We start from the raw sequence: 25943 nt of genomic DNA, 5'->3' as shown, positions 1-25943 counted from the left end.
TTGCGGGCCCGGCGAACCGGCCGCTATACACACAGGAGAGACCACGAGCTTCGACGGAGAGGCCGACCTGTGCTTGCCCACCGCACGAACCGCCGCAGGATTGCCACGATCGCGGCGACCGGCGCCCTGATCCTGCCCGTGGTGTCGCTGACCGGAACCCCGACCGCAGCGGCCGCCGCACCGGTGCTGGACACCAGCCTGGCCCGGTCGCCGGAGCTGAGCGAGACCTCCCGGCTGGCCGACCGTCGGACGGTCGTGACCGGCGACCGTGCCTGGGTGCTGGGGACCGCGGACGGCCGCTTCCCGGCCGCCGGCTTCCATACCCGCGGAGAGATGGGCGGCATCTGGCTGCCGAACCTGAAGCTGCTCGACGGCATGTGGTTCGGGATCGACGGCGACTGGATCGGCGAGGGCACCAAGACCACGGCTGGCTGGGGCTACGTCCGCACCGACCTCCCCACCACCCACGGTGTCGCCGCGAGCCGGACCGACGTGGTGCCGGACGGCGTCTCGGGCGTCCTGATGGGGCTGAGCCTGCGCGCCACCCGGACCCGCACCATCACCCTGAAGTTGAACGCGCACTCGGAGCTGATGAGCTCCTACCCCTGGGGTGAGACGAATCCGAGCCAGACCGGTGTGAACCTGCCCGACACCGTCGCCCGGCGCGGTGGCAACCTCGAGTTCCGCGACCGGGGCACGGCGCCCGGCGCCCACCAGACCAAGCACAGCTGGGCGGCCGTCGTGGGCTCGAGCCTCGATCCGGCGGCCACCGGGAACGCGACCGGTGCCGACTTCCGCGGCCCTCAGGACCCGGCGACGATCTGCCCGGCCTCTGGCCCCGACGCGCCGACGCAGCCAGCACGCTGCGACGACACCGAGTACGGCCACGGCGCCGGCGGGCAGCTGAGCTACCGGGTCAAGCTCCGCAAAGGCGAGACACGGACCTTCTGGTTCGGCGTCGGCGGCTCGACCGAGGGTGTGGGCCGCGCCCGCTCCGAGCTCCGCGCCGCCCTGAGCGACCCCGCCGGTGCGCTCGAGGACCTCCGAGCCGCCCGGCAGCAGATCGACGCGAACACCACCGTCGACCTGCCCGGCGACCCCCAGCTGGCCGACAGCGTCCGCTGGTCCAAGCAGATGCTGGCCGCGTCGGAGCAGACCGTCGACGACGTGCACGTGCGGGTGGTCAATGCCGGGCAGAACTACCCGGCACCGGTCGGGACACTTCGGTCGATGAGCTGGCTCGGCGCCGGCTGGCCCGACTACACCTGGCTCTTCGGCACCGACGGCGAGTACACCGCCTTCGCTGCCGTGGCCGCCGGCCAGTTCGGCCCCATCGAGGCGCACCTGCGCGCGCTGCGCGACGTCTCGGCGATCGCCAACGGGGGCAGCGGCAAGATCGTGCACGAGGTGACCCCCGACGGAGCCGTCTACTTCGGGGCCAACGCCGATGCCGGCAACACCGACGAGTCGGCCAAGTACCCCTCGGCGGTCAACCTGGTCTGGCACTGGACCGGCGACCGGGCTTTCCTGCGCGACCTCTACCCGGCCAGCAAGGCGGCCATGGAGTGGGTCGCGAAGCAGGACGCCGACGGCGACGGCTGGCCCGAGGGGCTGGGCAACGTCGAGCGCGAGGGGATGGGTGAGGAGAAGCTGGACAACGCCGTCTACGCAGTCCGCGGCTACGCCGACCTGGCCGACCTGGCCAAGGCCCGGGGTGATGCGAAGACCCGTCGTTGGGCCGTCGCCCACGCCCGGGCGCTGCTCGACCACTTCGAGGCGGACTGGTGGTACGGCGGGGACACCCGGTCCTACGCCGACTCCCTCGACGACCCGGGCAACGAGCAGGTGTTCCAGCGGCACTGGATCGGCCTGACGCCGACCGACGCCGTGCTGCCCGCGATCCCGGGACGCAAGGCCGCTCCGCTCGCCAGCCGCAAGCACGCCGTGGCCACGCTGAAGGAGCACCAGGGCCCCTGCTACGCCGCGGTCGGTCTGGGCCTCTTCCACACGGGTACGGGACCGACGTCGGCCGAGACGGGCAACCCCGGGTCGAGCTGCGACTCGGTCGTGTCCGCGGTGCCCAGCGAGCGCAACATCTACACCCTCAACTCCGCCATCGCCGCGGTCAGCGAAGGTAACTACGGTCGGCTCGGCACCGGCCAGCAAGGCCTCTACACCACCGGCAACGCACGCGCCCAGCTCGACCCGAGCCTCTGGGAGATGCCCGGGATGATGCCCGAGGTCGTCCCCGGCGGCGACTCCGGGGCCAACATCGAACGCCTCTTCACCGAGCGCTCGATGGTGATGCAGGCCTGGGGCGCGTACGGGACGTTGTGGCCGGTCGTGCACCAGTGGCTCGGCGTCTCTCCCGACGCCGGCCGGGGCCGGGTGTCGGTCGTCCCGCAGGTGCCCCAGGGCCAGACGCAGGCCTCCGGTGACCAGATCCGGGTCGGGCGGGGCAGCGTGGACGTCGCCGCGCAGCACCACGGCTCGGTCTACAGCACCACCGTCGACCGGCACGGTCGGATCGCGCTGACCCTCGGCGCCGTCCTGCCCCGCGGCTCGGAGATCGTCTCGGCCACGCTGGACGGCCGGGCTGTCCGGCCGCGTCTGACCACCACCTCCCGGGGGCTCGAAGCCACGGTCGCCCGCGGGGGCGGCCAGGGCAGCTCGACGCTGGTGGTGACCATCGCCTGAGGCCGGGCCGCCGGCCGGGCTACCGGCCTCCAGACGATGGCGCAGCCGTGCATCCAGACGGCTGGCCCGAGCGCAGAGCAGGCGACGGGCGCGATGGACGCGCACCGCCTGACCCAAGGAGTTGGATCGTGCGCAGAGCACTTCTGACCGGCATCGCGGCAGCCTCGCTGCTCACCGCCCTCGGCACCGGAGCACCACCCGCCCAGGCCGCCAGCCATCATCACAAGCCGGCGAAGGCCGTCGTCACGATCCTGCACGCGGTGCCGGACACGCCCGTCGACGTGTACGTGAACCACAAGAAGATCCTCGACGACTTCCAGCCCGGCACCTTCAGCCCGTCGCTCAGCCTCAAGGCCGGCAGCTACAAGGTTGCCATCACTGCCGCGACCGCGAAGAACGACAAGAACCCGATCATCGGGCCCGCCAAGTACCGCTTCTACCCGGGCCACAACTACACCGTCGTGGCTCACCTCGACGCCGCCGGCAACCCGACGGCCACCCGGTACTTCAACACCCGGGCCCGCTCCGGCAAGGGCAACGGCCGTCTGATCGTGCGCCACGACGCCGCCGCACCCCCGGTCGACATCTTCGCCGACGGTGCCCTGACGATGCGTCACCTCACCAACCCGAAGCAGTCGAAGATCAACGTCGCCGCGGGTACGTACTCCGTGGCCGTCGCCCTGAGCGGGACCACCACCCCGGTGATCGGCCCAGCCGACGTCCGCGTCAAGGCCAAGCAGGACACCATCGTCTACGCCTGGGGCAGCGCCGCCGCCGGCAACCTGACGGTCGCCGTCCAGACGGTCAAGACCAAGTAACCGACCCGCGTCCTGAGCTTGTCCTCCGCGCCCTGGGCCGGTCGAAGGGCAGGTTCAGGGCGCGGCCCGGGCTACGGACTCCGCCCCAACATCTGATCGCAGCCTGGCGACACCGGTCTACTCGACGTAGAGACAGAACGGGTGGCCGTCGGGGTCGAGATGCACGAGGACGTCGTCCTGCGGCTGGAAGTCCGCGACGATGGCGCCGCAGGCCACGGCGTGCCTGCTGCCCGCAGCAAGGTCGCTGGCCCGGATCTCGAGGTGAGCGGTCATCTGCGGGTGACCCGGCTGGGCGGGCCAGACCGGCCGGACGTGGTGCTGCTCGGGCTGGAAAGCAAGCCCCGGCCCGCCGTCCGGGTTGGCCAGGGTCGCCCAGCCGGCGTCAGCGGTCTCGACCGTCCAGCCGAGCAGGTCGGCGTAGAACTGCACCAGCCGGTCGACGTCCGGGGTGCCGAGGTTGAGGTAGGTGACGCTCAGCCGGAGCTCCCCCATGGCTCTCAGCGCCCCCGGCGCCAGTCGGTGACCGCCGCCTCGACGTCGACGGTGGCGACGAAGACCGGGCGACCCGCGACCGGGCGACGGCGAAGGTCCAGGATGCGCTGGTTCAGCCCCTCGACCAGGTCGCGGACGACGCGCTCGTCGCGGACGTCGGCCAGCGTCTGCGGTAGCTCGGCGACCTCCTTGCGCAGCGCCATGGCCGGCGGCAGCGGTGGGGAGATCTGCTCCCGCTCCATCAGCCCCTTGACCCACCAGTCGGGGTCGTGCGGTCCGCCGACGCCGGGGATCGGCTTGCCGGCACCGGGCAGGTCGTCGAACTTCCCTTGCTCCTGCGCCTCCCGGACCTGGCGGTCGACCCAGCTCTCGTAGCGCTCCACGGCACCTCCTGCCTGTCGGCTGCTCAGGCCGCCCAGATTAGTAAGGTGTGCCACGCTGGAGGGATGGACCCGTGGAGCGTGGGGCTGGCGGTGCTGGTCGTGGTCGGGCTGGTCGCCATCGTCGTCGGTGCGCTCTACGACCGGCGACGCAACGAGCGGCGGGCGCAGGAGATGCTGTCGCCGCCGTCCCGCGCGATCCCCCATTTCCGCGCCGACGCCCCAGCCCCGCAGTACCTCTCCGAGCTGCAGGCCCGCCGGGCGCCCAGCACGAACGTGGCCGACGCGCTCTCGGCGGAGCAGCGAACCGAGATCACCACTCAGCTCGCCGACGACCGCACTCCGACGGTGGCGGCGGGCTACGCCTCGGCCGACTTCGTCACCGATCCCACGAGCCGCTGGGCGGTGCTCGAGGATCCCGTCGTCTGTATCTGCGGCGACGAGGTCGTGAGCACCCGCGAGCTGCTGGGACTGCTCGAGCGGGTGATCTTGAGCCGGACGCCGCTGGTCCTCGTCGCGCCGGAGCTGGCCCGCGACGTGCTCAGCACGCTGGAGGTGAACCGGATCCAGCGGCGGCTGTCGGTCGTGGTGGTGCTGGTCCCGGACGCCGCCGAGCGGGAGCGACTGGCACGGCTGTGCGGGGCGAGGCTGACGGAGCGCTCCGACCGGCAGGCGGGCTACCTGCCACCGGTCGACCTGGGCCGGTGTGAGCGCTGGGTCAGCACCGCTACGTCCAGCCACGTCGTCGCGCGGCGCACCGCGACCACCTGACCTTTTCCAGAGTTCCGCCGGACTGGGGCCACGCTGCTCGGCTGAGAGGTCGATCAGTCGTAGCCCAGCTCGTGCAGCCGGTCGTCGTCGATGCCGAAATGGTGGGCGATCTCGTGGACCACGGTGATGTGGACCTCCTCGACCACGTCGGCCGCGGAGTCGCACACGGCCAGGATCGGCAGCCGGTAGATCAGGATCCGGTCGGGCAGGACGCCGGCGTAGAAGCTGTCCCGCTCGGTCAGCGGCACCCCGTCGTAGAGCCCGAGCAGGTCGGGCTCACCCGGCGGCGGGTGGTCCTCGACCAGGATCACGCAGTTGTCGACCAGCTCCGCCAACACGGCCGGGATATCGTCCAGCGCTTGTCGAACCAGGTCCTCGAACTCGGACGTGGCGATCTCGATGCTCACGGTCGACCGGTCGGGAGGTCCCGCGGTGTCGGTGGCCAGCGGCGGTCGGCCAGCCAGGCCAGCACCGAGAAGGCGAGGATCAGCAACGCCAGCGCCACCGAGGTGACCGCCACCGCCGCTCCCCCACGGGCGCCGACGTCGATGAACGGGTACGGGTACCAGCCCGTCGCCGCACCGATGACCAGCGTGTAGACCAACCAGCCGACGGGGTAGATCAGGCCGAGCAGCACGACCCGCAGCGTGATCCTCGGCCGGGGACCGACCAGGAGCCAGCCGACCACGGCCAGCAGCGGCACCACGACGTGCAGCACCTTGTCGGTCACGTAGGGCCAGCCCGTCAGCTGCAGCAGCGGCCGCAGGAAGAACCAGTGCACGAGTCCCGTGACCGTGATGCCGACCACCGCATCCAGCCGGAGGACCCGCCAGAGACGGCCGTCCACGGTCGGCCGCCGCGCCGCTGCGGCGGTGGTGAGCAGCACCAGGAGGTTGGACAGCACGGTGAAGTAGCTGACGAAGTGGAGGAGGCGTGCGGCCAGGCCCGGTGGCCGGTCCTCGACCAGCACGGACGCGCCCGTGACGACCAGGACCAGCTGCGTCCCGAGACCCGCGGCCGCGGCCAGCGCCGTCACGGTGTGCCACAGTCGGGCCGCCGACGTCGAGGTCATCCGGGAACCCTACCCAGCCCGTCCACGACCAAATAACACCGTTGTAACTCATCTGATCTTATCGGCGAGTCGGCTTGCCATCTCTCACCAATCTCTACTCACGTCTTGCCGCAGGCCCTGAGAGACGCTTAGAGTCTGTGCAACTTGGGGTCAGAGAGACAGATGTGATGCGTGTGACTCAACGCGTGTCGCTCAACAACCGGTCGGCGTTCAGTGGGTTGTCCGGACAGAAGGGACAACGATGCGTGCGCTCCGAGCCAGGCTCAAGATCACCGGACTTGTGGTCGCGGCCGCCCTCCTGCTGGGCCTGGTGGGGACGCTGCCGGCGGAAGCCGCCGGCAAGGCCACGGTCACCGAGACCCTGAACGTCCGCTCCGGTCCGGGGACCAGCCACAAGATCATCGGTACCCTGAAGACCGGGCAGGCCGTCACCACCCGCGGCACCACGGCTGGCTGGACCAAGATCAACTTCAGGACCCGAACGGCCTACGTCGCCACGAAGTACCTGTCGACCGCCACCGCAGCACCGGTGGTGGGCACGAGCAAGATCAACAGCGGCACCGTCCGCGCGTCGAGCACGGACCTCAACCTCCGCGCGGGAGCGGGCACCACCTACGCCGTGCGACGGGTGCTCGCCTCGGGGACCCGGGTCACGATGACGGGCCGCACCAAGGGCACCTTCGCCGAGGTGATCGCCGGACGCACGACCGGTTGGGCGAGCACCCGATACCTGAAGGCGGCCAGCGGGCTGCCCGCGGTGGTCAGCACCCGGGTGGCCACCGCGGCGCTCGACCTGCGCACCAGCTCGGGCGCCGGCTCGACGACCGTCGGTGAGGTCGAGAAGGGAACGAACCTCTCGATCACCGGGGCCGTGGCCAACGCCCGGGCGCAGGTCGTCTACCGCTCCACCGTCCGGTGGGTGACCGCCCGGTACCTGGCCCTACCGGCCAGCACGAAGCCGACGGTCCCCGGCCTGCCGCCGATCACCGGCACCCGGTACGCGACCACGACCCTGGACATCCGCTCCTCCAGCGCGGACCGCTACGAGGCCGTCTCCGAGGTGCCGCGCGGCACCAAGCTCAAGATCACCGGCGTGATCAGGCAGGCCAGGATGCAGATCATCTTCGACGGGGCCGCGCGCTGGGTCACCGCGAGGTACCTGGCCACGAAGAAGCCCGCGACCGCGGCTGGCGGCAGCGCCTACGCGGTCGAGAAGGGCCTCAAGCCGAACGCGATCAAGGTGCACCGCGCCGCGCTGAAGGCGTTTCCGGAGATCGTCACCTACTACGGCGTCCGCAAGGACCCGATCCCCGACCACCCGTCGGGTCGCGCCCTCGACCTGATGCTGCCCGGCAGCTACCGGTCCGCGTCCAGCCAGGCTCTCGGCTACCGCGTCCGAGACTGGGCCCGCGCGCACGCCCGTGAGCTCGGCATCCAGTACGTGATCTTCCACCAGCACATCTGGAACATCCAGCGCGACGGCGAGGGCTGGCGACTGATGGGAAGCCGGGGCAGTGACACGGCCAACCACATCAACCACATCCACATCACCGTCTACGGCTGAGACGGCTCCCGACCCGGTCCCGACACGGAGCCGAGGGCGGCGAAGTCGACCCCGGTGAGCTCTTCGGAGACCGACCAGAGCCGGGCCTGCAGCGCGGCGTCGTGCGACTGCGGGCTCGAGGCCACCACCACCGGATTGCCCCGGGCCTCGGCGAGGCCGCCCGGGCCGTAGTACTGACCGCCGGTCGCCGTGGGGTCCGTCGCTGCCCGCAGCGTGGGGAGGGCACCCATCTGCGGGGTCTGCAGCAGCGGGCTGAAGACGCTCATCGCAGCCTTGACCCAGGCTTGCGAGTTCCGACCGAGCTCGGTGGCCGCGACCCCGGGGTGCGCGGCCAGGGCGGTCGTCGGAGCACCGATGGCGGCGAGCCGGCGCTGTAGCTCGTAGGTGAAGAGCAGGTTGGCCAGCTTGGCCTGGCCGTACGCGGCCACCCGGTCGTAGCTCTGCGTGAACTGCAGGTCGTCGAAGTGGATAGCGGCCCGGATGCGGTGCCCGACGCTCGACACCGTGACGACGCGTGAAGCCGGAGCTGCGAGCAGCGAGCGCAGCAGCAGACCGGTGAGGGCGAAGTGGCCGAGGTGGTTGGTGCCGAACTGCAGCTCGAAGCCGTCCGCGGTGCGGCTGAGCGGGGTGTACATGACGCCGGCGTTGTTGATCAGCAGGTCGATCGTCGGATGGGCCGAGGACAGAGCGGCCGACGCCTCGCGGATCGAGGCGAGCGAGCTGAGGTCCAGCGCCTGCACCGACACGTCGGCGTCCGGGACGGCGCTGAGGATCTGCGCGGCCGCCGCCTGTCCCTTCTGCCCGTCGCGGACCGCGAGCACGACGCTCGCGTGGTGCGCCGCGAGCGCGCGCGCCGTGGTGAGGCCGATCCCGGTGTTGGCACCCGTGACCACCGCCACCCGGCCACGCTGGTCGGGGATCTGGGACTCGGTCCAACGGTTCTTCGGCATGATGAGGTCCCGTCCTACGATATGAGAGATAGCGTTCCGTTTAATTATGCGGAACGTGCGCCCCGCTTGTCTAGAGGCGAGGGCGACCCAAGGAGCAGGAGACGACGTGATCGAGCGCAAGCTCCGGGCCGACGCCCTCCGCAACCGGGCTCGGCTGCTCCAGGTCGCGTTCGACACCTTCGCGGCCGAAGGGCTCGCCGTCCCCGTCGACGAGATCGCCCGGCGGGCCGGGGTGGGCGCCGGCACGGTCTACCGGCACTTCCCCACCAAGGACCTGCTCTTCGCCGCGATCATCAGTGACCGTCTGAGCCAGCACATCGCGCACGCTCAGGAGATCACCGCCCGAGCCGCTCCCGGGCCGGCGTTCTTCGAGTTCCTCGACTGGACCGTCCGTGAGGGTGGTGTCGACCAGGGGCTGATGGAAGCCCTCTCCGGGACAGGCTTCGACCTCGCCGCCGCCGTGCCTGAGGCCGAGTCCGCGTGGGTGGGCACCTTCGGGCGGCTCCTCAGCGCCGCCCAGGCCGCCCGCGCGGTCCGCGACGACATCGACGTGGCCGATCTCAAGTCCCTGGTCGTCGGCTACCAGGCCGCCCTCCGCTACCGCAACGACGACCACGCCGCCGACCGGCTCGTCGACCTGCTGCACGCCGGCCTCGCCCCCCGCCCCACCGACGGCACGGCCTGAGCCCGCGGGCGGCGGTATAGTCGCGCTGCACCAGGTCCCCATCGTCTAGCGGCCTAGGACACCGCCCTTTCAAGGCGGCAGCGCGGGTTCGAATCCCGTTGGGGATACTCGTCCAAAAAGCCTCTGACCAGGAGTAATAATTCGTTCGGCTTGAGCCGGTCAGGTATCGGGCGAGCCCCCATGGGGCGCTGATGGGGCAGTGGGAAAACCAAGCAGAGCGTCCAGGCGGTCAACAGCCTCGGCCGACCCGTCCTCGAAAAGGCCTCCGTAGCGGGTGAGCGTGAACGCCACACTGTTGTGGCCGGCCCACTCCGAGACCTCCCGGACGTTGCAGCCGGCGGCCACCAGGATCGCGACGAAGCTGTGCCGTAGTCCGTGGAAGGTGAATCCGTCCAGACCCGCGGCGGCGACGGCAGGATGCCATACGTGCCGCCCGAACGTTCCTCGGAACAGCGGCCCACCCTTGGACGCGGTGAAGAGCAGCGAGCCGGGACCAACGTCGACGAAAGCAGTCAGATGTTCGTCGATCCGGCGCATCACTGACCGCGCCACCGGGATCGTCCGCCGCGACCGCTTGGTCTTCGGCGCTTGGCCGAGCATGACCTTGCCCGCCACCTCGACAGCAGTGCTCTCAACGATGATCCGTGACCGAAACACGTCCACGTTCCGTCGGGTCAAGCCGACCGCCTCACCCCAGCGGAGTCCCGCGTATGCACCAACGAGGACCAGCGCCCGATAGCGCTCAGGCATCTTCTCGACCAAGCGCTCGAGCTCGGCCTGGGACAAGAAGAGCGGCGACGTTGCTGACTCGGACGGCAACGGGACAGCCGAAGCCGGATTGAGCATCAACCTGCGGTCAGCGACAGCAGCACTCAAACACTGCCGCAGAGCGAACACAGCCTTTCGCACGGTGGCGGCCGACAAGCCCGCGGCGATCATCTCCGCCACCCACGAACGCACGTCGGCATTTGATATTGCTGCCAGGGCTGTCGAACCGAACCGTGGGAGAACCTGACGGTCCATCGACACCCGCAATCGCGCCCAGGTCGTTGCCCGCAGGTCATGCCGGGTCTCGACCCACGCGACCGCCCACTCCTCCAGTTTCATCTCGCCACGACGTGGATCGAGCCAAGACCCGTTGGAGAGCTCGGCTTCGACCTCCGCACGGCGTCGATCAGCGTCCACCCGTCGGCGGAATGTCTCAACGTGCTTGCGCCCGGCCCGATCCCGGTACCGAACGTCGTAGCGAACTGTCGTCCGACCACCCTCGCGGGGGCCTACAGTCCTGCGCTCAACCCAGGCCATGCCGAGAGCCGCGAGGGTGACCGAAGGTGTCAGCTCGGGATGTAAGCCACCGCTCCACCTCCGAGCGCCGGTAGCGAACATGGCGCCCGACCCGGTAGCCCGTCGGGCCCTCGCCACGATGCCGCCACCCGTACAGAGTGGGTACCGGCACCCCGAGCATGTCCGACAGATCAGCCATCGTCATCAACTTCTCCAGATCAGTCAGTGGCATGATCAACTCGTCTTCGGACGGGTCATGCGCTTCGCCTCAGCCTTTGTGGCTCCGATCGGCAGCCGATCCTGCGACGGACTTTTCTCAGGCACCGGCCAAGGGAAGAGTGAGCCAGCTATGGCGACCGCATACGTGCCGTCGGTCTGCCGCTGGTAGTCGCTGTGCTGGTGGGATCCGCCGGCGTGACTGAGTGCAGCGAGGATGAGGGTCTGGTTGCCGCGGTCGACGCCGCTCATCACTTCGGCGAGGTTCCGGCCGAGTGGCTGGTTGCCGGACAGGGCAGCGACGACGGCCAGGACGCGCTGCTCGCCGCCGGAGAGCTGGCCCGTCGCCGGGTTGATGGCCTCGGCGTCGAGCCAGTACTCGTCCGGCCTCCCCCGGGCCGCTAACCAGGGTGAGCCGGGCAAGGCGAAGCGTCCGCCGAAGGAGCGGATGAGCAGCTCCACGCCAGCCTCGTCACCGTAGGATCCACGGGCATAAGCCCGGAGGCTGGCGTGGACGGCGGCCGCAGGAGGTACGTGCCGGTGTTGGGTGTCCCTCATGGAGCGTCCTTCGTTGGGTAGCGGGCGTCTACGAAAGCAAGACAACTGAGCCGGGTTCCTGGTCTCGTGTTCCACTTCAGCGTCGAGGCCCGACTGTGTCGCGTGCCCGGTGAGGGACCGCGCGATCAACGGCCTGAACGCCGGGGCTGCGGACACGACAGACGGTGGGAGAGATGTGGCTGCTGGTGTCGAGTAGGACGTGAGCAGCGGATCGGAGTAGCTGAGCTGCATCGACGTTACGGAGCCCAGTCCGGGTGAGGTCTTCCCGGAGCGGGACCGGAAGGGTGATGGGCGCGCGGCCCTCGAGCCGGGTCATGCCCACCCAGACCTGGAATGGGTTGGTATCGAGGAGCCTCTCAAGTGCGCCCTGGGTGAGCCTGACGACGACGTCGGTGGGGGCGCGGAGCCGGTCCGAGTCGAAAGCGTCGGCCAGGCCGCGCGCAATGTTGACAGCGGCGCCCAGGCTGCCGCCGATCAAGTGGCCGGCGTTGCCGCGGTCGAGCTCCGGGTCGCGGAGCGCCTGGTTGAGTGAACGAGACGCATCCGCGAGCTCGCGGGAGATCCCCGTCCTCGGTGCGGCGAGTCCGGCCCAGGCTTGGCGGACCTGCCGCCAGTGTTCGGCCGATCGGACGAGCGCAGGAAGCACTCTTTCGCGCTGCTCGGCCAGCTTGTCATTTCCAGCAGGGCCGGACCGAGCCGCACTCTGCAGCAATGCAGCGGTGTGGGCGAGGAGGCCGTGCTGGACGTCGCTGATGATGTAGTTGTCCTTTGGCTCGGGTGGCTGCTCGGACAAGACCTGGTGGGCAGTCGCCGTCCATCGGGCGAGGGCCATGTCGAGTCGTTGACCGGCGACCGAGTGGGGTGGCTTCCAGTGCAGGTGGACGTCGAGGACCTGCTCAGCGATGCCGACAGTCTCGCAGGCTCGTCCGATCTCTGCGAGAAGGTCGGGGTCCTTGGTGGCGGCGAGCTCCCGCCGCAGAGCGAGACCGGCGGCGTGGGTGACCAGGTAGCCGGCATGCAGCATCGACCCCTGCCCCCGTTGATCGCCTGTCGTTGCTGCGGCGCCTGATTGGGCAGGGTCGGACCGGTAGTGCGAGGTCAGCCGGTCGAACTGGAGGGTCAGCGCCGTCACCCGCGGGTCGGTGCTGTCGAAACGTGATGGGCCCGGCTGTCCAACATTGTTGATCATGGACTGGATCCCCAGGAACGGGTCCCGGCTTGCGGAGGTACGCAAGGAAGAAGTGGCAGCGCGCCAAGCCTGGGCGGCGTGGTTGATCATGTCCTGCCAGTTTCGGTAGGGGCCGGCGCCGACGGAGAGATCAGGGTCGGCGAGGAGGTCGCGAGCGAGCTGGTCGGTGCGCGCCAGCAGTGGGGCCGGCGTGCTCACCGTGGCGACCGTCCGCTGGTCTGGCTGGGCGGCGAGGCGTCGATGCGTGCGATCAGCGCCGTCAGGTCGCTGAGCAGGGTCGAGGTCCCGGCGGGGAAGCTCGTCAGGGGGCCGCGGCGGAGCTCCTGGGCCGCTGCGCGGAGCGTCGACCGAAGATCATCTCGTCGGTCGCCGGTGTGATGGTCGCTCCGCTCCCCGCTGTCCAACCGGAGCCCAGGCGGCAGCAGCGACAGCGCCTCCCACAGCACGGTCTTCACCTCGAACTCGATCAGCTGGTCGTCGACGGCGTGGTTGACGTTGATCTGCTCCGCTGTCCCGGCGGCGGCGTAGAGCGACTGCGCAACCCGCAGCAGGCCGGCTTGGGCGTCGTCGAGTTCAGGGATCGGCGGTTCCACGGGGGGCTGCGGGGTGTCCATCGGTCAACCTCCGGATCGGGTGGTCGTCGATCCGATCAGGCCGGCCGGAGCAACGTCCTGGACAGGACCGGACGCTCCGGCGCTTGCCGGCCGTTCCTGGACAGCCGAGACCCCGCCTGTGGATAACGGTTCCTGGGGACGGAAACGGCCCATTCCTTGAGTGAGGGGACTCGCCGCTGCCCTACGGAGAGGAACCATCCAATGCTCGAGCATCTGCTCCAGGTCGAACCCGGCGATCTGATCATCGGCGCCAACATCCGCACCGCCACCTGCACCGACTCCCACGCCGACGCGAAGCAGTTCGCCGCGTCGATCAAGGCGCGCGGTGTGTTGGAGGCGATCACCTGCCACCGCGACCCCGACAACCGGCTCGTCGTCCTCCGCGGACAGCGGCGGGCGATCGTCGCCGCCCAGGTCGGCACCCCGACCGTAACCGTTCCCGTGCGCGTCGTCGACACCCCCGGCGAGGTCGACCGGATCACCGACCAGCTCGGCGAGAACGTGCACCGCGAGCCGATGGTCGACACCGACGTATTCGGTGCGGTCGAGCAGCTCGCCCTCCTCGGCGTCAGTGCCACGCAGATCACCAAGCAGGTCGCGATCCCCCGCAGCCACGTCGACGCCGCCCTCACCGTGACCAGGGCGCCCCACGCCCGGGGAACGACTCCAGCACGGGCTGTCCCTGCCGGACGCACTCCTGTTCGCCGAGTTCGAAGCGGACCCGGACGCCACCGCGACGCTGGAGCGCGCCGTTGAGGAGGGGCAGCCGCTCGTCCACGTCGCGCAGCGGCTCCGCGACAACAGCGAGGAGCGCACCCTGATCCGGACCGAGATCAACCGGCTCCGGAGCGAAGGTGTGCCGGTGCTCGAACCGGCGGAGGTGCCGGTGTCGCTGTGGCGGCACCGCCTCGACGGCCTGGTGCGCGCCGACACGGGCCAGCCCGTGCCCGAGTCAGAACTGGCCGCCCTTCCGACCGCGGTCATGGTCGTCGGCGTCGAGTGGGCCGAGTCCGAGGCGGAGCCCGAGCCCGGAACCGAGCAGGACGATCCAAGCGGCCCGGACGGGTCCGCTGAGCCCGGGGTTTCCGGACGGCTGCGGGTGGTCAGCGAGTGGGTTGTGCTCGATCCTGAAGCGGCCGGCCTCGTCCCGTCCTTGCAGTGGCGCCAACAGCACCGCGGCACCGGAGGGCCGGTCCTGGCAGCCTCGACCGACGCGGACGCGGAGGCTGAGCGCGAGGCGAAGCGCGCCGAGCGGCGCGCGGTGATCGCGAACAACAAGGAGTGGGACAGTGCCGAGACCGTCCGCCGCGACTGGCTCGCGACGTTCTGCACCCGTAAGACCCCGCCCGAGAGGGCGGAGGAGTTGATCACCGCAGCCGTCCTGCTGGCCGAGGACAACCTCAGCCGCGCGATGACCGGCCACCACCGGCTGCTGCGCGGCTGGCTCGGTCTCGAGCCACAGACCTGGCAGGCCCCCGACGGGCTGCCCGGCTACCTGCGCGAGGTCCGCACACCGAAATGTCATGTCATGTTGGCGCTCGCCGCTGTCCTCGCCGCCTGGGAGGAAGGCCTGTCCCGCGAGTCGTGGCGCCGACACAACCCGTGGGACGCCCGCGTCCTTACCGCGATCACCGGCTGGGGGGACCAGCCGAGCGCGGTCGAGGACCTGATGGTCACCGCCGAGGATTCGTCCGCAACGGCGGACGCTCCGGCGGAGACGAGTGAGGTCGACACCGCCTAACCCAGGCGGCCAGCCGAAAGGCGACGGCGTCCCACCTCCGGTGGGGCGCCGTTCCTGCGTCCTGACCAGTGCTCACACTTCTGCGGCCGCCGTCTCGGCTGCAAGCCTCCGCAGCCGAGCGACTTCTCGGGCGGTGACGGCGCCGCAGCACCAGTCGACCACCGACGTGGTCGACTGCCCGAGTTCGGTGATCATCCGGTTGAGGGTGACGCCGGCCGCGATCTCAGCATCGCGCAGCCTCGCCCGCCCGTCTACGAGGGTCACCTGGACCTCGACCGCCAGCGCCTGCAGCTCCTTGTCCCGGGTCGCCTGTTCGCGGCGCCGTTCCAGCTGCGCCTCGTGCACCGCCCGCCTCGCCGCGACCCGATTCTCCGCACGCCCCACCGAGCACCTCCTCATCCGACGACGGCCCAGCAAGCACGACACCCGCAGCTCCCGGACACCTGAGCGTCCCGGCTGTCACCTGCGCTCCCCCCGGCCGTCCCGACCGACCCGAGCAGCACACACCTCTTGCACTCCGGGTCGGGGTCGGCGGTCGGCTCGTCCAGGAGCACCGCCGTGGCGGGTTGGTCTGGTTGTGACGATGTCGCTGCACAAGCTGACGGCGGGGTCGGGCTATGACTACCTGACCCGGCAGGTCGCGGTGCAGGACGTCACCGAGAAGGGCCATCTCGGCTTGGCGTCGTACTACTCCGAACGCGGCGAAATCCCGGGGGTGTGGATCGGTGCCGGCTGCGCCGGCATCCGTGACGACTTCGCCGGCTCGACCGTGACGGCCGAGCAGATGCAGGCCCTGTTCGGCGCCGGGCTGTCCCCCGTCGGCGCGGACAACCTCGCCGCACTCCCGGCCGACGCGACCGACCGCGAAGCCCGAGCCGCCCTGCGCCTGGGTGCGCCGTTCTCGGTCAGCGACCGGGAGGTGTCGGACTTCCGGATCCAGGTGGCCCGCCGGCTCGGTGCGCTCAACCGCACCCGCGGGCTCCCCCGGGACGCCACGGTTTCGGTCGACGACCGGGCCCGGATCCGTACCGAGGTCGCTACAGACTTCTTCACCGCCGAGCACGGCCGCCCACCCGCCGATGCGCGCGAACTCAGCGCCGGCATCGCCCGTCACTCGCGGCCGCGGACCACTGCGGTCGCCGGGTTCGATCTGACGTTCTCCCCGCCGAAGAGCGTCAGCACGCTGTGGGCGGTCGCCGAGCCCCGTCTGGCCGCCCGGATCGAACGGGCCCACCAGCAGGCTGTCCAGACCGCACTGCGCTTTATCGAAGCGGAGCTGCTGTTCAGCCGCGAAGGTGCCCGCGGCGTCCGGCAGGTCGAGGTCGACGGTCTGGTCGCCGCGGCGTTCACCCACCGCGACACCCGAGCCGGCGACCCGGACCTGCACACCCATGTGGCTATCGCGAACAAGGTCCGCACGACCGACAGCGGTAAGTGGCTGGCGGTGGATGGCCGCGTGCTCTACAAGGGCGCCGTCGCCGCCTCGGAGACCTACAACACCGCGCTGGTGAAGTCCCTTGAGGCGCTCGGGCTGCAGTTCTACGACCGCCCGGCCGCTGACCCGCGTAGTCGGCCGGTCCGCGAGATCGTCGGCGTCAGCCAGCGGCTGAACGAGCGCTGGTCGACCCGCCGCGCCGACATCGAGGCCCGCCGCGAGCGGCTGGTGACCGACTTCCAGGCCCGGCACGGCCGGCCACCGTCGCCGGTGGAGTCGATCAAGCTCGCTCAGCAGGCCACCCTGGAGACCCGCGACACCAAGCACGAACCGCGGACGCTGGCCGAGCAGCGGACGGTCTGGCACCGCCAGGCGACCGAGACCCTCGGCGATAACCTCGGTGATGACCACCGGCTGCAGCAGATGATCACCGGCGTCTTCCACCGCGACCAGACGCCACTCTCCAGAGCCGACGCCGGCTGGTTCGACCACACCGCCGATCAGATGGTGGGCGTGATGGAGCAGCGCGGCGCGACCTGGCAGGACACCCACCTGCGGGCCGAGGCGCAGCGACGCATCCGCCTCGCCGATGTCACCCTCGACAAGACCCCGGCCGCCGTCGACCACCTCGTCCGGCTGGCGAAGGACCGGTCGGTGTCGCTCGCCCGCGTCGACCCGGTCAACGAACCGACGCTGCTGCGGCGCTCCGACGGCGCCAGCGTCTACACCGTCCACGGCGCCGAGCTGTTCACCTCCGCCACCGTGATGGCCGCCGAACAGGCCGTCCTCGACCTCGCCGAACGCACCGACGGCCGCCGCCTCCCGACCCACATCGCGCAGGCGACAGTCGACGAAATGGCGGGATCGGCCACCCCGCTGACCCCGGGTCAGGAGGCGCTCGTCCTGGCACTTGCCACCAGCGGCCGCCGGCTGCAGCTGGCCATCGCACCGGCGGGCGCCGGCAAGACCACCGCCATGCACGCCCTGACCCGGGCCTGGACCGGCGGCGGTGGCACGGTGGTCGGGCTCGCCCCATCAGCGTCGGCCGCAGCGCAGCTGCGTGAGCAGACCGGCACGACCACCGACACGCTCGCCAAGCTCGCCTGGTCCATCCGCCACGGCGACCTGCCGCCCTGGGCTGCCGAAATCGGGGGCCGGCACCTGCTGATCATCGACGAGGCCGGGATGGCCGACACCCGATCCCTCGCCACCGTCAGCACCTGGGCCGCCGACCGCGGAGCGTCGATCCGGCTGGTCGGGGACGACCAGCAGCTCGCCGCGATCGGCGCCGGCGGCATCCTCCGCGATCTCCGCCAGCACAGTCACACCGTCCAGCTGACCGAGCTGATGCGGTTCGCCGACCCGGCCGAGTCCGCCGCCACCCTCGCGCTCCGCGCCGGGCAACCCTCCGCGCTCGGCTTCTACCTCGACCACCGACGCGTCCACGTCGGCGACCTCACCACCATCACCGAGCAGGCGTTCACCGCCTGGGACGCCGACCGCCGGCAGGGACGCGACTCGCTGATGATCGCCCCCACCCGCGCGGTCGTCGCCGACCTGAACCGCCGCGCCCGAGCCCAACGCCTCGCCGACAACCCCACCAGCCCCGGGCAGACCACTGGTGGACGGAACACGCCGAGTCAGCGCAGGGAAGCCCGGTTGGCTGGCGGGAACCGCGCCTCAGCGGGCGACATCATCATCACCCGCAGGAACGACCGGCGGCTGCGGACCTCGCGCACGGACTGGGTCAAGAACGGCGACCGGTGGACGGTGCGTGACGTCCGGGGGGACGGCAGCCTCCGCGTGCAGCACCAGACCAGCCGCCGGATCCTCACCCTGCCCCGCAGCTACGTGGCTGACTCGGTTGAGCTCGGCTACGCCTGCACCATCCACTCCGCCCAAGGGGTGTCGGTCGACACGATGCACGGCGTAGCGACCGGAGAGGAGAGCCGCCAGCAGCTCTACACGATGCTGACCCGCGGACGACACGCCAACCACCTGTGGCTGCAGACCGTGAGCGACGGCTCCCCCGGCACCCTCATCCACCCCGACGGCACCCACCCGCCGACACCGACCGACCTACTTGAACGCATCCTGGCCCGCGACGACACCGCCCGCTCCGCCACCACCCTGGCCCAAGAACAACAAGATCCACGGCTGCTGCTCGGCGACGCCACCCAGCGCTACCTGGACGGACTCAGCGTCGCCGCCGAACAGCTCGCCGGACCCGACCTCGCCCGCGCGATCGACCAGCATGCCGACCGGCTCCTGCCCGGCGTGTCCGACGAGCCGGCCTGGCCCGCTCTGCGCTCCCACCTGCTCCTGCTGGCGGCCCAGGACGTCGATCCGATCGACGCCCTCACGACAGCTGTCCGCCGCGAGGACCTCGGTAGCGCCCGTGACCGCGCCGCCGTGCTCGTGTTCCGGCTCGACGACACCCGCCTAGGGACCACATCCGCCGCTGCGCCCGCCCCGCTGCCCTGGCTCCCGCCCATCCCCAACCGCATTGCCGCCGACCCGACCTTCGGGCCCTGGCTGACCGCCCGCGCCGAGCTGATCACCGGGTGTGCCGACGAGCTGCGGACTCAGACCGCAAGTGCCGCGGTCCCGCCGGGCTGGTCGCTGGCCGGTGCCCGCCGTCTTGACGGTCAGCTCCTCGCCGATGTCGAGATCTGGCGGGCCGCCACCCAGACCGACCCTGACGACCTTAGACCCACCGGGGTCGCGGCCCGCACCTCTGCCGCCGCGGCCTGGAAGCGGCAGGTCGACCAACGACTGCGCCTCGATCGGCGGCCGGCACTCCAGGAATGGGCCCCGCTCCTGACCGAGCTGCACCCGGCGCTCGCGAACGACCCGTTCACGCCCCAGCTCGCCGACCAGCTCGCGGCAATCTCACGGGCCGGGCTGCCCGCCGCCAACCTCCTGCGAGAAGCCATCGGCGGCCCCGGCAGCAACCTCTTCCCGCAGACACACGGAGGGAATGGCAGGCGGCCGCTACCGGACGACCACGCCGCAGCTGCGGTCTGGTGGCGTATCACCGCCGACCTGCACCGGCGATACGGCGGCCAGCCGCCAGCCGGCGAGCGAGCCATCGATGGCCAAGGGTGGCTCGATCGGCTGCAGCCGCTGGTCGGCGAGACGCGGGCCCGCGAGCTCGGCGACAGCCCGTACTGGCCGCTGCTCGTCGAGCGGATCCGTGACGCCCTCGACCGCGGCTGGCCGCTCGACCAACTGGTGGTCCCTGCTGCCGAGCACCCCACGATGGACGCCTGCCTTGCTCTGGTCTGCATGATCGGCGCCACCACCGAACCCCCGGCCGACGCCGAGACCGCACCTGCGGAGAACCCCGCCCCCCACGACCTCCACCACGGGTGGACACCCGACGCACCCGGCACCCCGGCGACAGCGGACATCTCGACCGCCGAGCTGTGGGACCAGATCGCCGCTGACGTCCCAGCAAACAGCAAGGAAGCCGGCGAAGCCGTCGACGCGGCAACAGATGGCTACTTCGGCGCAGGTGTCGAGGCGCAGCTCCACGTCGCCGGGATGGTCCGCGACAGCCTCGGACCGCCCTATCTCGGCGACGACGAGGTGCGGTGGATGTTCGACCGGGCCGACGCCTGGCGCGACAGCCCGGTCTCGCGCCATCGGATGGTCCAGATCAACCAGCTGACCCAGGCCTTCTTCACCCGCGCCTTCCCGGGCAGCTGGGCACAGGACTACCTGATCGACCGGCTCAACGTCGACCTCACCGACCACCCCGTCGTGCTCCCCGGCTACGCCCCAGACAGTTGGACCGGCCTGGTCCAGCACCTGCGCCGGCTCGGCGTAACCGACCAGGAGATGCTCACGGCCGGCGTCGCCCGGACCGCGTCCACCGGAGGCCTGATCGACACCTTCCGCGACCGGCTGATGCTTCCAATCACCCACGACGCAGAGATCCTCGGCTTCGTCGGACGCCGCCACCCCCGCCACGACCTCGACCTCCCAAGCGACCGGAACAACCGGACCGGCGGCCCGAAGTACCTGAACACGTCCGAGACCCCGCTGTTCCACAAAGGCGACCAGCTCTACGGCGACCCCGGCGCCGATGCGCTCCCGGTGATCGTCGAAGGACCTCTCGATGCCATCGCCGTCAGCCTCGGCACCGGCGGCCGCTACATCGGCCTCGCACCTCTCGGCACCGCCCTCACCGACCAGCAGGCCGCGCTCCTCGCGGGACGGCCGGTCATCCTCGCCACCGACGCCGACCAGGCCGGAGACCGTGCCGCGGAGCGCGACTTCTGGCGGCTCGCCGTCCACGGCGTCGACCCCTCTCGCGCGATCTTGCCTGCTGGCACCGACCCGGCCGCCGTCCTCGCCGGACACGGCCCCGATCAGCTACGAGCCGTCCTCGACAACACCCGCCAGCAGGCCCGAGCCATGATCGAGACGCGCCTCGCCGGCGAGCCCCGCGGCCAAGAGCTTGAGGACGTCGTTTCAATCATGGCCGCCAGACCTCGCGCGACCTGGTTGGCCGACACGGCAGCTGTCGCCGACGCTCTCGGACTTCCGGAGGACGCAGTCCGCGCTTCCTTGCTGCGTCATGTCGGCGCCTGGAACGACAACCCCCGGCAAGCGGCCGCCCTCGGGCTCGCGACCACCCGGCTCACCGCTGCTCCGGGGCCTGGGACCGCCGCGTCGGCGCACAGCACCCAGCCCCGCGCCCCCTCAAGCCGCCAGGACCGAGTCGAGCCCGCGCGAACACCAGCCGCCACGACGCCCGGGCCGCACCGGTGACCGCGACGGCCGTCACACCCGCAGGTTCTGACACAGTGCTGTACACCCGAAGCTGCGCACGCTGCCCGATGTATCCAGAGGCCCGCGCATGATCATCACCCTCGTTGCCGCGCTCATCGGCGCGCTGGTCGGGCTACTGCTTTGGTTGCGGCTTCGGACGCTCGACTATCGGCGGCCCTACGATGACATCGACGAGCTCGACAGCCGCCCACGGCACCGGTGGGTACTGCCACTGGTTCCGGCCACCTGGGCTTGGTTGACCTTCACGCTCTCGTGGACCTCCTGGCGGGCAGTGCTGCTGTGGTTGCCACTGAGCGTCGTACTGACTTGGGTGTCCGCGGTCGACCTGGACGTCAGACGATTACCCAACCTCGGCCTCGCTGGGGCCGGGCTGTGGACGGCCGCCTTCCTCGTTGCCGAAGCGGCGGTCACCGACCGGACGCGACCGTTGGTGGAAGGTGTCGTGGCCGCGGCCGCCAGCGCCATGATCTTCTTCCTACTGCACCTGGCCAGCCGAGACGGCCTCGGACTTGGAGACGTCAAACTGATCGCCGCCCTCGCCGCAGCCTCAGCAGCCACGGCCGGTTGGCCGACAGTGGCGGGGCTGACCCTGCTGGGCTGCCTGATCGCACTCGGGATGGCAGCCACACATCGGCGCGACATTGCCCTCGGACCGTGCCTCGCGCTCGCTGCGGTGATCGCCGTCGGCGTCGCCGTCAAATTCTGAGGAGAACGTCCTTGCCCTCAGCGTCACAGTCCGGGAGTTGGGACGCTACGTGCCGGCCGCGCGGGCTCGCGGGGTTGACGCGGCCGCCCATGCCGCTGGTCAAGTGGGCCGACATCAGGATCAACTTTGCCCATCAGCGCTCGCAGATGACGATGGCCGGAGTCAAGCACCCCGCGGAGCTGCCGGGTGCTGAGGCCGAGCTCGGCGGCGATGTCGATCATCGTTCGACCGACGGCGGCGTCGCCGTGAACCGACTCCAGTACGCGCCGCTCGTGCGGCGGCAGCATAAACAACATCCCTGCCGCGGACGGCAGTTCCGCGTGATCGCCAACACCTGAGGTAGGCCGATCGGGGAAGTCCGGACGCCCGTCCGCCACCATGAGGGGGGCTGGCCGGCGGTAGGAGAAGCTCGCGACTACTACGCGTTCCTCCATCTGCAGTGAGCCGGCGATCTCCGCTGTACTGATGGGTAGCCCCAGTGCCTCCCGACGGGCGACCTCGCGTTCGACCCGCCCTGCATTGCGGCCCTGGGAAGGCCGCAGATCGCCGCCGCGGGTGCTGACCAGACTGCTCACCGCCCCCCGGATGTGCGGCAACGCGAACGAGCTGAAGTAGGGAGACTTGGTCGGGTCGTAGCGGTCAACAGCGGCTGTCAGACCGAGCACACCCTCCTGGAAGTAGTCCTCACGGTCGAGTCCAGCCGCGGGGACGAACCGGGCGACGGCGAAGCGGACCAAACCGAGATTCCCCTCGATCATCTCCTGCCGAGCGGCCCGGCCGTCCTCGACGAGTGCCTGACGCTCCAGCGGGGACACGCCGGCCATCAGACGTGCCGCCAGCTCGTCGGTCGAGGCGGCGGCCGCGACCACACCGGCGTCGCGGCGCCGGCACAGCCCGCGCATCTGCTCGGCGTCAAGAGTCATGAGATATCGGGGGTCACGAGATCTCACCGGTGCGGGGGTCGATCACGAGTCCGTCGGACACGACCAGGCGGGGCACGGACGGTTGCCGCCCTGTTCGCTTGGTGGCCGCAAGTAGGTCTGCGCGGTACCAGCCCGCGCGGCGCGCGTGCTCGCTCGCCGAGCGGTAGCGGGTTGTACGTGCCGCCGCCGGCGGGCCGGTGTGGCCGGTCTCGCAGGAGCCGCGTGTGCGCGTCCGCAGCCGGTCGAAGAAGGCGGGCAGGCAGTAGCGGTGCCACTCCTCCAAGAGGTCGCTGGTCAGCGTCAGGGTGGCGCGTCGGCGTTGGTCGGCGATCACGCCGAGCTCATGGACGAGGTGCGGGTGCAGCGGCCAGCAGGCGGGGATCTCGTCCTCCCCGAGCCAGACAAACTCGGTGTTCAGCCAGTCGACCACCGCGTCGAGCCACTCCCAGACCTCCTCGCGGAGGTCGACGGACGCACAGGTCGCGGGCAACCACGGTCGGGGTAGGTCATCGACCGAGCCGAGGTGATGGGTCAGCGCCAAGTCGTTCGACTGCTCGACATGGCGAAGGTCCTCATAGGCCTCCCACATCAGCGGCCCGACCGGAGGAAAGGCACGGACCAGGGCATGTCCGTCCTGCGACTCGGCCATCAGTCCGAACTGTCGTCGCCGCCACTGCGGTCATGGGGGGTGAGGCCCAGCCGTCGGGCCGCGGCCAGCGGGTCGCCCTCACCCGAGGTTTCGGCGGTGTGGCGGGCCTCGGAGAGCCGACGGCGCGCCGCCCGCTGCGAGGCGAGCAGGAGCCGGCCCTTGCGTCCCTCGATGCAGCGGTCGAGCTGGGCGATGATCGGTCGGCCGTTCTCGGCCAACACCAGCGCCTGGCGTTCGGGGAGCTCACGGATCTGCTCGGGACGCAGGATCGGGACCGTCTCACCGCTGACCGTCCGGCCGCCACCACCACGCATCTGCCAGCTCGACCTGGCCACCCGGACCGTGCCGATCAGTTCGGACAGCTCCCGGTTGAACGACGCATCCTTCGAGCCGCCGAAGATGATCGCCACGTTGGTCAGCCCGAACAGTGCCCGCGCGTCCTGTTCACCGAAGATCGCCGCCAGCTGTCGCCAGGTCTGCACCGCGTAGATGAACGACAACCCGAGCGCCCGCTCGTTCGCCATCCGCGTCCGCAGCGTCGGCAGCGGCGCGGTCGAGGCAAGCTCGTCCAGACACGCCAGCAGCGGCGGACACAACCGCCCATACGGCGACTCGTTCGCCAGCTGGAGCGCCGTGTCGAGCACGTGCTCGGCTAGGGCCGTCATTAGCGGCGACGCCGAGGCGTACGGGTCCTCCCGGCCCAGCAGGTATACCGTCCCGTTCCGCTTCAAGACGTCGCGGAGGTCGGTGGCCGGCCGACCAGGCCCCGGCACGCACCGGCGGCGGATCTCCGCCTGAAAGAACAGCCCGAGCGATTGCTGCACCGTCGCCGCAGTGTTACCGGCCGTCCGGTCATCGCCGTGCAGAGCGCCGTGCAACAGCCCGTGCCAGAACGGCGCCGCCTCCTGATGCTCGCGGAGGATCTCCGCCGGCTCGGATGCGGACCGGGGATGCGCCACCCAGCGCAGCACGTGGTCCAGAGTGCGACCGGTCAGCGCTGCCGCGTGGAAGTACGCCTGCACCACCTTCGCGGCCTCGGCCGCGTAGAAGCGGGCCGCATCATCAGCCTGACCGCCCGCCGCGGAAGCCCGGATCGTCCCCGCCGTGAACGCCTTCGCCCGGCGCTCGGCGACCATCGAGTCCGCGCACCCAGCGACCGGATCCCACACCAGCTCCGGCAGCCCCGGGGTCAACCCGAACGGGTCGAGCACGACGCACGGCCCCCGCTCCGACCGCCGCTCGATGCTCAGCAACAGATCATCGACCTTCGTCAACGTCACCAGAGCCGGGCCGGGCGCCTCGAGCAGCGCCGGCACGAGCAAATCCAACGTCTTACCCGAACCCTGCGGGCCGAACACCCCTGCCGTCCGGTCGAACGGCACCCACAGCTCACCCGCCCGCGGCTGACGGGACCGACCGAGCCGCCAGCCCACCTCCGCAGCTACCCACCGGCGAGTCATCGGGCATCGTCTCCACTGTGTTCCTGCAGCACACGACGCGCGCAGAGATCTGGGCGCACTACCTTCCGCACTCGCGACAGGCGCGACGGCCCGAGCAGCCGATTGGCCTCCGCTGACGAGGCGACTCCCCTGAGCGCATTGGGCCCAAAGCGGACCAGCAGCTGCCAACCAAGGACGCCAAGCCCGCTGAACGCGAGCAGTTCCGTCGCAGCGATTGCCACCGCAACCAGAGACGGAGCCAGCGGTGCCACCGCACTGGCAAGACCCGATGTGGTCTGACCGGCGAGCAGCTGCGGCACCGAGGACAACAACTGATCCGAGGGTGGCCAAAGCCAGCCTCTCCCAGCGACTGCGAACGCCACCGAACGGCCACCCTGCAGAGCAACTACCGCGACGCAGACGACCATCGCGAGACACACGGCTGGCAGCTCCCAGCTCCGCGGATACGCATCAGCCTCTCGGCGCACAACAGACCCCGAATTCATACGACGGTATGTGCTGATCAAGCCTGGCTGACGCTCTCCTGGACGCCCGCTCCGAGGGCGCCGCCGTAAACGAGCTCCCAACAGCGCTGGGCCGGGGACGCAGGTGGGTCGGAAATATAGGTAGCGCCCTTCAGCCAGATATCGTCCGGAGGCTCGACGGCGAGGTCAGCGAGTCTCTTCCCTCTTGCTCGGTCCGACTCCCCCGCTACCTCGCCGTCCGGGGAGGCGACTCTGCCGGCGCTCCGCAGCACGCCCCGCTTACGGAACACATCGCGGGCGGGTCATACGGACTGGCCCCGCTCACCCGCCGCACCCTGAGGCCGCCGGTCAGGTGTACCGATGGCAGCCGCCAACCCCGTCCTCCACTGGTCGTGCTGCGCAGGAGGGTCGTCCACTGAACGTGCTCCGCACGACGGTCCGCCACTGGTCGTGCTCCGCACGACGGTCCGCCACT

The 25943-nt window shown here is 70.6% G+C and carries 23 protein-coding genes and 1 tRNA gene; 10 read left to right on the top strand and 14 right to left on the bottom strand.

Translation table 11 applies throughout. The features are described 5' to 3' along the window. Window positions 1–69: 69 nt before the first annotated feature. A complete protein-coding gene (locus ACFE7W_RS19625; RefSeq protein ID WP_375426517.1) occupies window positions 70–2697 on the top strand; it encodes a glycogen debranching protein in 2628 nt (875 codons plus the stop codon). A gap of 128 nt (window positions 2698–2825) precedes the next feature. Then, complete coding sequence (locus tag ACFE7W_RS19620) at window positions 2826–3515, top strand: DUF4397 domain-containing protein (protein ID WP_375426516.1); 690 nt, start codon at window positions 2826–2828, stop codon at window positions 3513–3515. Window positions 3516–3632: 117 nt separating this feature from the next. On the opposite strand, the gene ACFE7W_RS19615 is transcribed toward ACFE7W_RS19620, so the two are convergent. Together ACFE7W_RS19615 and ACFE7W_RS19610 are read right to left on the bottom strand one after the other, a co-directional pair. Then, entirely contained in the window at window positions 3633–4007 is a 375-nt protein-coding gene (locus ACFE7W_RS19615; RefSeq protein WP_375426515.1) for a VOC family protein, read from the bottom strand. Between the two features lie 5 nt (window positions 4008–4012). Beyond that, window positions 4013–4390 (bottom strand): DUF1992 domain-containing protein, encoded by a 378-nt coding sequence (locus ACFE7W_RS19610; protein WP_375426514.1) that lies wholly within the window; start codon window positions 4388–4390, stop codon window positions 4013–4015. Between the two features lie 63 nt (window positions 4391–4453). Here ACFE7W_RS19610 and ACFE7W_RS19605 point away from each other — a divergent pair, with 63 nt between their 5' ends. Further along, window positions 4454–5158: a hypothetical protein gene (locus ACFE7W_RS19605; RefSeq protein ID WP_375426513.1), complete on the top strand. Its 705-nt coding sequence runs from the start codon at window positions 4454–4456 to the stop codon at window positions 5156–5158. Between the two features lie 53 nt (window positions 5159–5211). On the opposite strand, the gene ACFE7W_RS19600 is transcribed toward ACFE7W_RS19605, so the two are convergent. Then, complete coding sequence (locus tag ACFE7W_RS19600; protein WP_375426512.1) at window positions 5212–5565, bottom strand: metallopeptidase family protein; 354 nt, start codon at window positions 5563–5565, stop codon at window positions 5212–5214. After that, window positions 5562–6230 (bottom strand): Pr6Pr family membrane protein, encoded by a 669-nt coding sequence (locus tag ACFE7W_RS19595; RefSeq protein WP_375426511.1) that lies wholly within the window; start codon window positions 6228–6230, stop codon window positions 5562–5564. Before ACFE7W_RS19595 ends, ACFE7W_RS19600 begins: the two co-directional genes overlap by 4 nt. A 241-nt stretch (window positions 6231–6471) precedes the next feature. Here ACFE7W_RS19595 and ACFE7W_RS19590 point away from each other — a divergent pair, with 241 nt between their 5' ends. Next, complete coding sequence (locus ACFE7W_RS19590; protein WP_375426510.1) at window positions 6472–7794, top strand: SH3 domain-containing protein; 1323 nt, start codon at window positions 6472–6474, stop codon at window positions 7792–7794. Here ACFE7W_RS19590 and ACFE7W_RS19585 read toward each other — a convergent pair. Next, window positions 7785–8744, bottom strand: a complete 960-nt coding sequence (locus ACFE7W_RS19585; protein WP_375426509.1) for an SDR family NAD(P)-dependent oxidoreductase — start codon at window positions 8742–8744, stop codon at window positions 7785–7787. The two genes, ACFE7W_RS19590 and ACFE7W_RS19585, sit on opposite strands and share 10 nt — an antisense overlap. A 106-nt stretch (window positions 8745–8850) precedes the next feature. Here ACFE7W_RS19585 and ACFE7W_RS19580 point away from each other — a divergent pair, with 106 nt between their 5' ends. Continuing rightward, entirely contained in the window at window positions 8851–9429 is a 579-nt protein-coding gene (locus ACFE7W_RS19580; RefSeq protein WP_375426508.1) for a TetR/AcrR family transcriptional regulator, read from the top strand. 34 nt (window positions 9430–9463) lie between these two features. After that, window positions 9464–9536: transfer RNA gene (locus ACFE7W_RS19575), tRNA-Glu, on the top strand. 52 nt (window positions 9537–9588) lie between these two features. On the opposite strand, the gene ACFE7W_RS19570 is transcribed toward ACFE7W_RS19575, so the two are convergent. The 5 genes from ACFE7W_RS19570 to ACFE7W_RS19550 all read right to left on the bottom strand — a co-directional run bounded on the left by ACFE7W_RS19570 (window position 9589) and on the right by ACFE7W_RS19550 (window position 13290). Continuing rightward, the gene (locus ACFE7W_RS19570; RefSeq protein WP_375426507.1) at window positions 9589–10614 is read right to left on the bottom strand and encodes a tyrosine-type recombinase/integrase; all 1026 of its coding nucleotides are present in this window, start codon (window positions 10612–10614) and stop codon (window positions 9589–9591) included. Between the two features lie 106 nt (window positions 10615–10720). Continuing rightward, entirely contained in the window at window positions 10721–10912 is a 192-nt protein-coding gene (locus tag ACFE7W_RS19565) for a helix-turn-helix domain-containing protein (protein WP_375426539.1), read from the bottom strand. Window positions 10913–10947: 35 nt separating this feature from the next. Beyond that, on the bottom strand, window positions 10948–11391 hold the full coding sequence (locus tag ACFE7W_RS19560) for a hypothetical protein (protein ID WP_375426506.1): 444 nt from the start codon (window positions 11389–11391) through the stop codon (window positions 10948–10950). A gap of 172 nt (window positions 11392–11563) precedes the next feature. Beyond that, a complete protein-coding gene (locus ACFE7W_RS19555; RefSeq protein WP_375426505.1) occupies window positions 11564–12874 on the bottom strand; it encodes a hypothetical protein in 1311 nt (436 codons plus the stop codon). Then, the gene (locus ACFE7W_RS19550; protein WP_375426504.1) at window positions 12871–13290 is read right to left on the bottom strand and encodes a hypothetical protein; all 420 of its coding nucleotides are present in this window, start codon (window positions 13288–13290) and stop codon (window positions 12871–12873) included. The genes ACFE7W_RS19555 and ACFE7W_RS19550 overlap by 4 nt, the downstream gene beginning before the upstream one ends. Window positions 13291–13491: 201 nt before the next feature. Here ACFE7W_RS19550 and ACFE7W_RS19545 point away from each other — a divergent pair, with 201 nt between their 5' ends. Then, window positions 13492–14046 (top strand): ParB N-terminal domain-containing protein, encoded by a 555-nt coding sequence (locus tag ACFE7W_RS19545; RefSeq protein WP_375426503.1) that lies wholly within the window; start codon window positions 13492–13494, stop codon window positions 14044–14046. A 106-nt stretch (window positions 14047–14152) separates the two neighbouring features. Continuing rightward, window positions 14153–15031: a hypothetical protein gene (locus ACFE7W_RS19540; protein WP_375426502.1), complete on the top strand. Its 879-nt coding sequence runs from the start codon at window positions 14153–14155 to the stop codon at window positions 15029–15031. Between the two features lie 72 nt (window positions 15032–15103). Here ACFE7W_RS19540 and ACFE7W_RS19535 read toward each other — a convergent pair whose 3' ends face one another. Next, on the bottom strand, window positions 15104–15415 hold the full coding sequence (locus tag ACFE7W_RS19535; RefSeq protein ID WP_375426501.1) for a hypothetical protein: 312 nt from the start codon (window positions 15413–15415) through the stop codon (window positions 15104–15106). A gap of 199 nt (window positions 15416–15614) precedes the next feature. On the opposite strand from ACFE7W_RS19535, the gene mobF reads away from it, so the two are divergent. Then, entirely contained in the window at window positions 15615–21245 is a 5631-nt protein-coding gene (gene mobF / locus ACFE7W_RS19530; protein WP_375426500.1) for a MobF family relaxase, read from the top strand. An 88-nt stretch (window positions 21246–21333) separates the two neighbouring features. Next, window positions 21334–21972, top strand: a complete 639-nt coding sequence (locus ACFE7W_RS19525; RefSeq protein ID WP_375426499.1) for a prepilin peptidase — start codon at window positions 21334–21336, stop codon at window positions 21970–21972. A 23-nt stretch (window positions 21973–21995) separates the two neighbouring features. Here ACFE7W_RS19525 and ACFE7W_RS19520 read toward each other — a convergent pair whose 3' ends face one another. The 3 genes from ACFE7W_RS19520 to ACFE7W_RS19510 are packed head-to-tail and all read right to left on the bottom strand — an operon-like array spanning window position 21996 to window position 25004. Then, window positions 21996–22895: a sigma-70 family RNA polymerase sigma factor gene (locus ACFE7W_RS19520; protein ID WP_375426498.1), complete on the bottom strand. Its 900-nt coding sequence runs from the start codon at window positions 22893–22895 to the stop codon at window positions 21996–21998. A gap of 13 nt (window positions 22896–22908) precedes the next feature. Continuing rightward, window positions 22909–23544 carry a hypothetical protein gene (locus ACFE7W_RS19515; RefSeq protein WP_375426497.1) on the bottom strand — a complete coding sequence of 212 codons (636 nt, stop codon included), beginning with the start codon at window positions 23542–23544 and terminating at the stop codon, window positions 22909–22911. Then, window positions 23544–25004: a type IV secretory system conjugative DNA transfer family protein gene (locus ACFE7W_RS19510; protein ID WP_375426496.1), complete on the bottom strand. Its 1461-nt coding sequence runs from the start codon at window positions 25002–25004 to the stop codon at window positions 23544–23546. The genes ACFE7W_RS19515 and ACFE7W_RS19510 overlap by 1 nt, the downstream gene beginning before the upstream one ends. Between the last annotated feature and the right edge of the window lie 939 nt (window positions 25005–25943).

This window comes from uncultured Friedmanniella sp., from assembly GCF_964244285.1.
Taxonomy (GTDB): domain Bacteria; phylum Actinomycetota; class Actinomycetes; order Propionibacteriales; family Propionibacteriaceae; genus Microlunatus.
Note: the sequence above shows the minus strand (reverse complement) of the source record. Positions and strands in the feature narration are given on the sequence as shown.

What these genes read in the sequence shown, in the direction of transcription:
- ACFE7W_RS19615 (WP_375426515.1), bottom strand. Translation starts at nt 4,007, where the DNA reads ATGGGGGAGCTCCGGCTGAGCGTCACCTACCTCAACCTCGGCACCCCG.
- ACFE7W_RS19605 (WP_375426513.1), top strand. Translation starts at nt 4,454, where the DNA reads ATGGACCCGTGGAGCGTGGGGCTGGCGGTGCTGGTCGTGGTCGGGCTG.
- ACFE7W_RS19595 (WP_375426511.1), bottom strand. Translation starts at nt 6,230, where the DNA reads ATGACCTCGACGTCGGCGGCCCGACTGTGGCACACCGTGACGGCGCTG.
- ACFE7W_RS19590 (WP_375426510.1), top strand. Translation starts at nt 6,472, where the DNA reads ATGCGTGCGCTCCGAGCCAGGCTCAAGATCACCGGACTTGTGGTCGCG.
- ACFE7W_RS19585 (WP_375426509.1), bottom strand. Translation starts at nt 8,744, where the DNA reads ATGCCGAAGAACCGTTGGACCGAGTCCCAGATCCCCGACCAGCGTGGC.
- ACFE7W_RS19565 (WP_375426539.1), bottom strand. Translation starts at nt 10,912, where the DNA reads ATGGCTGATCTGTCGGACATGCTCGGGGTGCCGGTACCCACTCTGTAC.
- ACFE7W_RS19550 (WP_375426504.1), bottom strand. Translation starts at nt 13,290, where the DNA reads ATGGACACCCCGCAGCCCCCCGTGGAACCGCCGATCCCTGAACTCGAC.
- ACFE7W_RS19545 (WP_375426503.1), top strand. Translation starts at nt 13,492, where the DNA reads ATGCTCGAGCATCTGCTCCAGGTCGAACCCGGCGATCTGATCATCGGC.
- mobF (WP_375426500.1), top strand. Translation starts at nt 15,615, where the DNA reads ATGTCGCTGCACAAGCTGACGGCGGGGTCGGGCTATGACTACCTGACC.
- ACFE7W_RS19525 (WP_375426499.1), top strand. Translation starts at nt 21,334, where the DNA reads ATGATCATCACCCTCGTTGCCGCGCTCATCGGCGCGCTGGTCGGGCTA.
- ACFE7W_RS19520 (WP_375426498.1), bottom strand. Translation starts at nt 22,895, where the DNA reads ATGACTCTTGACGCCGAGCAGATGCGCGGGCTGTGCCGGCGCCGCGAC.
- ACFE7W_RS19515 (WP_375426497.1), bottom strand. Translation starts at nt 23,544, where the DNA reads ATGGCCGAGTCGCAGGACGGACATGCCCTGGTCCGTGCCTTTCCTCCG.
- ACFE7W_RS19510 (WP_375426496.1), bottom strand. Translation starts at nt 25,004, where the DNA reads ATGACTCGCCGGTGGGTAGCTGCGGAGGTGGGCTGGCGGCTCGGTCGG.